The following is a 9,863-nucleotide window of genomic DNA, read 5'->3' on the forward strand; positions in this document are numbered from 1 at the left end:
CGAGGCGAAGGGCGCCGCCGGCCAGGCGGACACCAAGCGGGCCGAGACCAAGCCGCCCGAGCCCAGGGCGACCGAGGTCGTGCCGGAGCCTGTCCCGGTGCAGGGCAAGGCGCAGGATGCCAAGGCCCAGAGCGCGAAGGTCCAGGACACCAAGGCGTCGGAGACCAGGGCGCAGCAGGCCAAGCCTCAGGAGGCGGCCAAGAAGTCGCGCAAGCCGGCGCCGCTGGTCTACGCCAAGGTCTCCACCGACCCGAACCCGACGCTGACGTCGCGGACGTTCCTCGACACGCTCCGGGCGGCCGAGCGCTACGCGGCCTTCGCGGAGGCCGGCGGCTGGGAGCGGCTGCCCGAGGATCTCGCGCGCCTCAAGCCCGGCGAGCGCCACCCGGCGATCCCCGCCCTGCGCCACCACCTGACGCTCACCGGCGACCTGCCGGCGGACGCGCCACCGAACGACCGCCTCGACCCGCCGCTGGTGGCGGCGATCGCGGCGTTCCAGGCCCGTCACGGCCTGCCCGACAGCGGCGTCCTGGGCCGGCTCACCATCAACGCGCTCAACGTGCCGGCCGCGGTGCGCCAGCGGCAGCTCGCCGCCTCGGCGGCCCGGCTGATGGGCTCGAAATTCCCGTTCGGCGAGCGCTACGTGGTGGTCAACATCCCGTCCGCCGCCGTGGAGGCGGTGGAGAACGGCGCCGTCGCGCGCCGCTACGTCGCGGTGGTCGGTTCCCCCGACAAGGCGACGCCGCCGGTGGAGACGCGGATCACCGACATCAACTTCAACCCGACTTGGACGGTCCCGGCCTCGGTGGTGAAGAACGAGATCATCCCGCAGATGCGCAGGAATCCGGGCTATCTCGCCAAGAACCACATCCGGATCCTCAGCCCGGCGGGCGAGGTCGACCCGACCCGGATCGACTGGGCGGGCGAGAAGGCCGTCAACTACACGCTGCGCCAGGATCCCGGCTTCGACAATTCGCTCGGCCAGGTGCGCATCGACATGCCGAACCGCTTTGCCGTCTACATGCACGATACGCCGGCGAAGTCGCTCTTCGCCGCGAGCGTGCGCTTCCACAGCCACGGCTGCGTCCGGGTCGGACAGGTGAAGGAACTCGTCGGCTGGCTGCTGCAGGGCACGGACGGCCCCAACGGGCCGGGCACGAGTTGGGGCCCCATCGAGATCGAGACCGGCATCGCCGACGGCGAGCGCCGCGACATCAAGCTCGCCAAGCCGATCCCGGTGACCTTCGTGTATCTCACCGGCTACGCCACGCCGGACGGGAAGGCGCATTTCCGCGACGACATCTACAACCTCGACACGCCGGCGGCCGAGCCCGCCGCCACCGGCACGATCCCGCCCGCGGCGGCTGCGGACGCGGGCGCCGCGAAGCCGACCCCCGCCACCACCGCGCCGGCCACGCCCCGGCCCGGTGCCGCCCACGACGCGAAGCCGGTCCCGGCGCGGGCCGCCGTGGCCAGGCCCGCACCGGCAAGGCCCGCCCCCGCCAAGCCGGCGGCGGCCCGGCCCGGCCCGGAGCCCCGCAGTTTGGAATCCGTCGAACCTATCCGCTAAAGCCAACCCAGCCATGCGATTCTCGGAACGGCGGAACCTCCCGACGGGCCGGTCATTGGCTCGCAGAAGGCGCGGCGGCCGCTCCCCGGAGAGACGGTTCGACGCGCCGAGCCACCGAACCGCACGGGAGACGACCATGGCCAAGGCCAAGCCGAGCAGCCGCATCGAGAGCGCGCGCCTGAACACCCCGACCGACCTCGATCCGAGCGACGTCCGGACGATCGCCGAGGGCCTGACGATCCTGAGCTCGGACCTGTTCGCGCTCTACATCAAGACCAAGAACTTTCACTGGCACATGAGCGGACCCCATTTCCGCGACTACCACCTCCTGCTGGACGAGCAGTCGGCCCAGATCTTCGAGATCATCGACGCGGTGAACGAGCGCGCCCGCAAGATCGGCGGCACGGTCCTGCGCTCGCTCGGCCAGGCGAAGAGCCTGACCCGCGTGGCCGACAACGACGCCGAGTACGTCTCGCCCCTCGACATGCTCAAGGAGCTGCGCGACGACAACAAGGCCCTCACCGCCAACATGCGGACGCTCCACGGCGTCACCGACGAGGCCGGCGACGTGGCGACCACCTCGCAGCTCGAGGAGTGGATCGACCAGTCCGAGGAGCGGACGTGGTTCCTCTACGAGACCACCCGCAACGCGACCGACAGCGGCCACTGAGCCGCGCCGCCCGGCCTCGGCACGGCCGGTGCCGGGTCGGGCCGCGTCGCGCCGCCGCTAACCGGCGGCGAGATCGAGGTGCACCTTCACGAGGCCCGGATCGTCCGGGTCGCGCCCCTGCGCGAAGCCGAGTCGGCGGCAGACCGCGAGCATCGGCCGATTCTCGGCCAGGACCGTGCCCTCGACCCGCCCGATCCCCTCGGACCGCGCCCAGTCGATCATCAGGCGCATCAGCGCGAAGGCGAGGCCCGTCCCGCGGGCGTCGCGGCCCACCGCGATCGCGTACTCGCCGCTCTCGTGGTTGGCGTCGGCGTGGAGCCGGACCGCCCCGAGCATGCGCTCGCCGCCGCCCGGCTCGATCTCCGTGGCCACGAACGCGATGGCGCGGGCGTAGTCGAGCTGCGTCAGGCGGGCCAGGAAGGCGTGGCTGAACTCGCGCACCGGACCGAAGAACCGCAGCCGCAGATCCTCCGGGTCGAGCCCCTTGAAGAAGGCCAGGAACAGGCCCTCGTCCTCCGGGCGCACGGGCCGCACTCGGACCGTCCGGTCCTTGAGGTTGAGCGTGCGGATCCACTCGGCCGGATAGGGCCGGATCGCGAAGCGCGGGTGGCCGCGGCCGTGGGCGCCGCGCTCCGCGCGCCCGATCCGGACCCGGGCGTCCAGGGCCAGCACGCCGGTCTCGTCGGCCAGGAGCGGGTTGATGTCGAGCTCGCGCACCTGCGGCAGGTCCGCGGCGAGCTGGGACAGCTTCACCAGCGTCAGCGCGATCGCCCCGAGATCGGCCGCCGGAACGTCGCGGTAGGCCTCCAGGCGCCGCGCGACCCGGGTGCGGGCGATGAGGTCGCGCGCCAGGGTCAGGTCGAGCGGCGGCAGGCCGAGGGCGCGGTCGTCGATCACCTCCACGGCGGTCCCGCCCCGGCCGAACACCACCACCGGGCCGAAGACCGCGTCCTCGGCGAGGCCGGCGATCAGCTCCCGGCGCTGGCCGCGGCGGACCATGGGCTGGACTGCGAAGCCGGTCACCCGGGCGTCGGGCCGCTCCCGGCGGGCGCGGGCGAGGATGCTGCGGGCGGCCTCCGCGACGTCGGCCTCGCTGGTCAGGTCGAGATGGACGCCGCCGATGTCGGACTTGTGCACGATGTCCGGCGAGACGACCTTCAGCGCCACCGTCCCGCCCGCCGCGATGATCGGCCACGCGGCCGCCGCGGCCGCGGCCGTGTCGGGGGCGAGCGTGATCGGGACGGTCGGGATCCCGTAGGCCTGCAGGAGGCCGTTCACCGCCACCGGGTCGAGCCAGGCGGCGCCCTGGCGCAGGGCGCCGGCGACGATCGAGCGGGCCCGCGCCATGTCGGGGGAAAAGTCCCGCGGCAGCGAGTCCGGCGTGCGCATCAGGTCGTCCTGGGCCTCGCGGTAGCGGACGAGGTGCAGGAAGCCCTCGATCGCCTCGGAATCGGTGGTGAAATGCGGGATCCCGGCCTGCGCGAAGGTCTCGCGCGCCGCCTCCGCGTCGCCGAGCGTGACCGCGAAGACCGGCTTCTTGCGGGTCTGGCCGGCGCGGGCGGCCTTGACCGTCGCGGCGACGGCCTCGGCCACCGCGCCCGCCTCCGAGCGGACGGTCGGCACGTGGATCGCCAGCACGGCGTCGCTCGTCCGATCCGTCAGCAGCGGCGTCAGGGCGGCCGCGAAGGCCGGGCCAGCGGCCTCGATGCCGAGATCGAGGGGATTGCCCGGCGCGCGGCCCTCCGCCTCGGCGGGCGCCGCCAGGGTCCCGGCCCGCTCGATCAGCCGGTCCGCGGCGAGGAGGCCGATGCCGCGGCCGTTCGACACGATCGCCAGCCGGTGGCCGGGGAACGGCCGCTGCCGCCCCAGGGTCTCCACGGCGGAGAACATCGCGTCGAGGTCCGGCACGGCCAGCAGGCCGGCCCGCCGGAAGGCCGCGGCGTAGACCGCGTCCGGGCGGGCCAGGGCGCCGGTATGGGTGACGGCGGCGCGGGTGTCGGGCCGGTGCCGGCCGGCCCGCAGGACCACGACGGGCTTGGCCCGGGCGGCGGCGCGGGCGGCCGACATGAACCTGCGGGCATCCGCGACCCGGTCCAGGCAGAGCAGGATCGCGCGGGTGCGGTAATCTGCGGCGAAATGGTCGAGGCAGTCGGCCACGCCGATGTCGAGGACGCTGCCGAGCGACAGCACCGCCGAGAAGCCCGTGCCGTGGCGGGCGCCCCAGGCGACGATGGCGGCCGCGACCGTGCCGGATTGCGAGACGAGGGCGAGGTCGCCGGCCAGGGGCGCGTGGGCGAACAGGCTTGCATTGAGCTTGGCGCCCGGGACCGCGAGGCCGGCGCTGTCGGGCCCGAGCAGGCGCAGGCCGTGGGCGCGGGCGATCCCGTGGGCGACCGGGCCGGGATCCTCCGGCCCGGAGCCGAGCCGCGCCGTGAGGATCACGGCCGCCCCGGCGCCGATCGCGGCGGCCTGCGCGACGACCTCGGGCACGCTCGGCGGCGGCACCGCGATCAGGACGAGGTCGGGGGCGGCGGGCAGGTCCGCGACCCGCGGCACACAGGGCAGCCCCTCGACGGTCGCCTGATCGGGCTGGACCGGCATGATCGCGCCGGGGAACCCGGCGGCGCGCAGGCTGTCGAGCACGCTGCGCCCCAGCGAGCCCGCGCGCCCCACCGCCCCGACCAGGGCGATCGAGCGGGGCGCCAGCAGCTTGTCGAACCGGTAGGTGCTCACGACCGGCGACTCACGGCGCCGTCACGGGACGAGGTCCCGCAAGCCGTTCCTGGCGGCACGCATCTGGTCCCCTCGCTCACGTCCGACCGGGCGAGACGCCCGGGCGCCCGCCGCCCTCCCAGATGGCGCGATCCGGCGCGCCTGCAACGCCCGGTCGGCACGCACAGGGCGGAAATCGTCTGGTCGACGCCCGCGAGGCAGCCAGACCGCCTTTTGTTCAATATCGAGCGCCCTTTATCCACTCTAAGACGGGACTTGTGGGCGTGTGTGGATTGGTCTTGCTATTAAATTCACACCACCATAGTAACTGCCTCTTAACTACCCTGTATCGGGTCGAGCAGAGACAGATTCCGGCCGGCGCCGGCGGTCGGTGGCCGGCTGGGATCGAGTGGAGGTTATGGGATGGACGCCACGGGTGAAGGGCAACCGGACTATCTCACGCTGTCCGTCGACATCGTGTCGGCCTTCGTGAGCAACAATCCGGTCCCCGCGCCGGAACTGCCCGGGCTGATCGCGGCCATCCACGCGACGCTGCACGGGCTCGGCGAGCCGTCCGCCCCGCCGGCGGAGGAGCTGCGGCCTGCCGTGCCGGTCCGGCGCTCGGTCCAGCCCGACTTCATCGTCTGCCTGGAGGACGGCAAGAAGTTCAAGTCGCTGAAGCGCCACCTGCGGACGCACTACAACCTGACGCCCGAGGAGTATCGCGGGAAATGGGGCCTGCCGCCCGACTACCCGATGGTGGCGCCGAACTACGCCGCGGCGCGGTCCAGCCTCGCCAAGAGCATGGGCCTCGGCCACCAGCGCCGGAAGGGCTGACGGCGCGGCGCTCTCGTCCGCGTCCGCGTCCACAGCTTTCGGAGCCGGATTAGGCATCGGGCAAGCCGCGCTTGCGAGGGTCCGGGGCCCGTCAGCGCCCCAGAGACCCGATGTCCGGCAAGCCCAGCCTCGTCGCCCGCCTGTTCTGGACGGCCGTGATCGGCCTCCCGTTCGGGCTCTGGTACGGCCGGCCGGCGCTCGCCGTGACGGGGCTCGCCCTCGGGCTCGTCCTGCTGCGGCATCTCGGGCGCCCGCGCCGGTTCCGGGCCCGGGTGCGGCGGATCGCCCGGGCCCATGCCGAGACGCTGGCGCTGCGGCGGCGTCAGGAGAGCTACAGCGACCCCTACGGCAACTGGATCGAGGACGGCTGGCTGCGCGAGCGGGCGTACTTCCTCGAGCGGACCGTCCTGCCGCAGCTCGGTCCCCGCTTCGCCGACCTCGCCGAGGCGGAGCACGCGCGGATGCTGGCGATCATCGAGGCCGAGGCGGCCGCCGTCGCGCTCCCGGACGAGGACGAGGCGCCCGGCGACGGGCTCGACTACGAGCGCTACTGCGCCGAGCGCCTGGTCCGGGCCGGCTGGCGCGCGCACCGGACGCCGGCGAGCGGCGACCAGGGCGCCGACATCGTGGCGGTGCGGGACGGGCTGCGCCTCGTCGTGCAGTGCAAGCGGCTGAGCAAGCCCGTGGGCAACGCCGCCGTTCAGGAAGCCGCCGCGGCGCTGCGCTACTGGGACGGGGACCGGGCCGCCGTGGTGTCGAACGCCGGCTTCACGCCGGCGGCGCGCCGGCTGGCCACGGCCACCGGCGTGCTCCTGCTGCACCACGACGCCCTCGAGGCGATCGACCTCGCGGAGGCGTGACGATCCTCAGGCGAGCGGGCCCGGGATGGCGATCTCCGCCTCGCTGAGCAGGCGCGCCTCGTGGCGGCGCACGAACAGCCACAGGGCCAGGCCGCCGAACACCACCAGCGCCAGCAGGGTCAGGCCCACCGGGCCGACGATGTGCTCGATCTGGCGCCCGCAATAGTACGAGCCGAGGCCCATGCTGCCGGCCCAGACGATGCCGCCGAGGGCGTTGAAGGCGAAGAAGCGGCGCGCGTCCAGCCGGTTGACCCCGGCGAGCAGGGCCGCGTAGGCGCGCAGCATCGCGGTGAAGCGGCCGAAGAACACGATCTTCCCGCCGTGCTGGCGGAACAGGTACTGGCCGAGCTTGAGCCGCCCGTGATCGAGGGCGATGAGGTGGCCGTAGCGGAGCAGCAGCGGCATGCCCCAGCGCCGCCCCGCCCAGTAGCCGACATTGTCGCCCAGGATCGCCGCCGCCGCCGCCGCGGCGATGACCAGGCCGATATTCAGGTTGCCGGTGCTGCCGGCGTAGACGGCGGCCGAGATCAGCACCGTCTCGCCGGGGCACGGCACGCCGGCGCTCTCGAGGGTGATGACCACGAAGATCGCGATGTATCCGTAATTCGCGATCAGGTCGGCGATGGGCAGGTCGTTCAGGAAGGCCATGCGGTCCTCGGGCCGGTCTCCGGGCAGAGCCCGGCGACACAAGCGGACGGAACGTGGCCTTAAGAGGGCCGCCCTGCGGCGCGCGGCGCGCTCAGAGGACCTTCAGCAGGGCCTCGGCCCCGGAAACCTCGGCCTTCGAGGGCGTCTCCTCGACGTTGAGGATCCGGACGACGCCGTCCTCGACCAGCATCGAGTAGCGCTTCGAGCGCATCCCGAGACCGAAGCCCGTGCCGTCCATCTCCAGGCCGATGGCCTTGGCGAAATCGGCGTTGCCGTCGGCGAGGAATTCCAGCCCCTCGGCGCCGCTCGCCTTCGACCACGCGTCGAGCACGAACACGTCGTTGACGCTCGTCACCGCGATGGCGTCGATGCCCCGCCCGAGGATCTCGTCCCTGTGGGTGACGAAGCCCGGCAGGTGGTTGCGGTGGCAGCTGGGGGTGAACGCGCCCGGCACGCCGATCAGGACCACGCGCCTGCCCTTGAACACGTCGTCGGTGGTGCGCGCGATCGGGCCCTCGGGGCCGATCACCCGGAAGGTGGCCTGGGGCAGGTGGTCGCCGACCTGGATCATCGCGGGTCCCTCGTTGTCGCGCGCTGGGATGGCGCGCGTGAGCAGCGCGCCTGACCTAGCGTGGCAGGGGGTGCCTGTCGAGGATCGGGAGCAGCCTGCGGCTCACGGTCCGAGAAGCTTGACGAAGGCCGCCCCGGCGCCGAACAGCGCGGCCCCGGCCGTCATGCCAGACAGCGCCACCTGCCAGGGCGCGAGACTCCGGTGCCGGCCGATCTTGGCGGCCTCGGCCGCGAGCTTGGTCTGCTCGACGGCCGTCTTCGAAGCCTCGGCCGTCATCTTGACCTGCTCGGCCGCCAGCCTGGTCTGCTCCGCGGCCAGTTTCGACTGCTCGGCGATCAGCTTGTGCTGCTCGGCGACGAACTTCCGCGTCTCCTCGTGCGCGCGCTCGATCCGCGCGCGCTGCTCCTCGATGGCGAACGCGGCCTGAGAGGCGGAGCCAGCCACGATGGTCACGGTCTCGAACGTGGCCGGAACGATCGCCTTCGCGTGCCGGCCGGGACATTCTGCGGCGCGCATGAGACCCGCACAAGCTTGAGGGAGGCTGGCCGCGTCCCTATTGCCCGCTGGACAACGGAGGGGCGCGGCGTAGCATGGACGGATGGCGCACCCTCCGCACCGCAGGCCTGATCCCATGTCGGAAGCGTCGTCGCAGGCCGGGAAGGCCGCGTCGCCGCTCCGGACGGAGCTGTCGGGCCCGCACTTCCTCGACGGGCAGTTCCTCGTGGCCATGCCCGGCATGGCCGACGAGCGCTTCGCCCGCTCGGTGATCTACGTCTGCGCCCATTCCGCCGACGGGGCCATGGGCATTATCGTCAACAAGGCGGCGACCGACATCAGCATGCCGGACCTCCTGGTCCAGCTCGACGTCGCGCCCGAGGCGGACGCGATTCGCCTGCGCGAGCGGGTCGGCCACATGCCGGTCCTGATGGGCGGCCCGGTGGAGGGGCGGCGCGGCTTCGTGCTCCACAGCGACGATTTCCACATCCAGCAATCGACGCTGATCATCGACGACGGCATCTGCCTGACCGCGACCGTGGAGATCCTCCGGGCCATCGCCAGCGGGGACGGCCCGGCCAGCGCCGTGCTGGCGCTCGGCTATGCCGGCTGGCAGGCCGGGCAGCTGGAGAGCGAGATCATGGCCAACGGCTGGCTCAACTGCCCGGCCGATCCGGCGCTGATCTTCAACGCCGACCTCGACGCCAAGTACGACCTCGCCCTGCGGGCCAACGGCATCGACCCGGCGATGCTGTCGATGACCGCCGGCCGGGCCTGACCCGGCCGCGCGCTCCGGCGCCTCGAATCCGCCGTCCCCGGTCGCGCCGCCGCGTCGCGTCGGCGGTCCTGCGCGGGCCGCCTATTCGGGCAGCGCGTCGCCGCCGCCGACCGCGTCCGGGTTCATGCCCTCGACGGCCGGCTTGGGACGCGGCCGGCGGGGTGCCACGGCGGCGGTGGGCGTCGCCGTGTTGGCGCCGAGCCGGGTGGCCAGGGCCAGGGCGCGGTTCTCCGTCACCCGCAGATGGCAGAACCCGTGCGTGCCCTCGCGCGCGTAGGTACGGCAGAGCTGCTCCCGGTCCGACGAGAAGGCGGCCTGCTCGCTGACGATCGGCCGCACGTCCTCGCGTCGGGCCCGCTGGGTCATCAGCTTGTAATTGTCCCGGACGGCCTTGTCGGCCACGCCGCGGGCCGTGTCGAACTCCCCGGCCCGCGGGATCAGGGTCGCGGCGCCCGGCCCCCAGAGGCCGACCGGCGTGGTCGCGCAGTCCGCCGCCGAGAAGGTGCAGACCGGGCCCGAACCCAGGCTCGAGACCAGCACGCCGCCGTCGGTCACGTCGAAGCGCAGCGGGCACTCGGCCCCGGCGGCCTCGAAGCGCGGCACGCCCTCGGGCTTGCCCTCGGCGGTGAGCGTCACCGGATTGCCGCCCGCGAGCGGCACCGTGCACGACTCCGCCGGCTGCGAGATCTTGGTCCCGGGCAGCTTGATCCGCGCCGTGACGG

The 9,863-nt window shown here is 73.2% G+C and carries 9 protein-coding genes and 1 pseudogene; 5 read left to right on the plus strand and 5 right to left on the minus strand.

The features are described 5' to 3' along the window. The coding region (locus ME121_RS31740; RefSeq protein ID WP_059410253.1) for a L,D-transpeptidase family protein at positions 1 to 1,570 on the plus strand (1,570 nt) is incomplete at its 5' end. 136 nt (positions 1,571 to 1,706) lie between these two features. After that, a complete protein-coding gene (locus tag ME121_RS31745; RefSeq protein ID WP_012320841.1) occupies positions 1,707 to 2,240 on the plus strand; it encodes a Dps family protein in 534 nt (177 codons plus the stop codon). 57 nt (positions 2,241 to 2,297) lie between these two features. On the opposite strand, the gene ME121_RS31750 is transcribed toward ME121_RS31745, so the two are convergent. Beyond that, complete coding sequence (locus tag ME121_RS31750; RefSeq protein WP_059410254.1) at positions 2,298 to 4,973, minus strand: bifunctional acetate--CoA ligase family protein/GNAT family N-acetyltransferase; 2,676 nt, start codon at positions 4,971 to 4,973, stop codon at positions 2,298 to 2,300. 402 nt (positions 4,974 to 5,375) lie between these two features. Between ME121_RS31750 and ME121_RS31755 the strand changes: the two genes are divergently transcribed. Continuing rightward, complete coding sequence (locus tag ME121_RS31755; protein WP_012320843.1) at positions 5,376 to 5,789, plus strand: Ros/MucR family transcriptional regulator; 414 nt, start codon at positions 5,376 to 5,378, stop codon at positions 5,787 to 5,789. A 110-nt stretch (positions 5,790 to 5,899) separates the two neighbouring features. Then, the gene (locus ME121_RS31760; protein ID WP_024829065.1) at positions 5,900 to 6,649 is read left to right on the plus strand and encodes a restriction endonuclease; all 750 of its coding nucleotides are present in this window, start codon (positions 5,900 to 5,902) and stop codon (positions 6,647 to 6,649) included. A 6-nt stretch (positions 6,650 to 6,655) separates the two neighbouring features. Here ME121_RS31760 and ME121_RS31765 read toward each other — a convergent pair whose 3' ends face one another. The 3 genes from ME121_RS31765 to ME121_RS31775 form a co-directional block, all read right to left on the minus strand. Then, on the minus strand, positions 6,656 to 7,297 hold the full coding sequence (locus tag ME121_RS31765; RefSeq protein ID WP_012320845.1) for a DedA family protein: 642 nt from the start codon (positions 7,295 to 7,297) through the stop codon (positions 6,656 to 6,658). A 91-nt stretch (positions 7,298 to 7,388) separates the two neighbouring features. Next, complete coding sequence (locus ME121_RS31770; protein ID WP_012320846.1) at positions 7,389 to 7,868, minus strand: peroxiredoxin; 480 nt, start codon at positions 7,866 to 7,868, stop codon at positions 7,389 to 7,391. 102 nt (positions 7,869 to 7,970) lie between these two features. Next, entirely contained in the window at positions 7,971 to 8,384 is a 414-nt protein-coding gene (locus ME121_RS31775) for a hypothetical protein (RefSeq protein ID WP_059410255.1), read from the minus strand. Positions 8,385 to 8,499: 115 nt separating this feature from the next. Here ME121_RS31775 and ME121_RS31780 point away from each other — a divergent pair, with 115 nt between their 5' ends. After that, positions 8,500 to 9,141: a YqgE/AlgH family protein gene (locus tag ME121_RS31780; RefSeq protein ID WP_059410256.1), complete on the plus strand. Its 642-nt coding sequence runs from the start codon at positions 8,500 to 8,502 to the stop codon at positions 9,139 to 9,141. 81 nt (positions 9,142 to 9,222) lie between these two features. Here ME121_RS31780 and ME121_RS31785 read toward each other — a convergent pair. Beyond that, a pseudogene (locus ME121_RS31785) lies at positions 9,223 to 9,863 on the minus strand (hypothetical protein); the annotation flags it as partial.

The sequence above is a fragment of the Methylobacterium sp. ME121 genome, assembly GCF_000974725.1.
GTDB classification, from domain to species: Bacteria; Pseudomonadota; Alphaproteobacteria; order Rhizobiales; family Beijerinckiaceae; genus Methylobacterium; species Methylobacterium radiotolerans.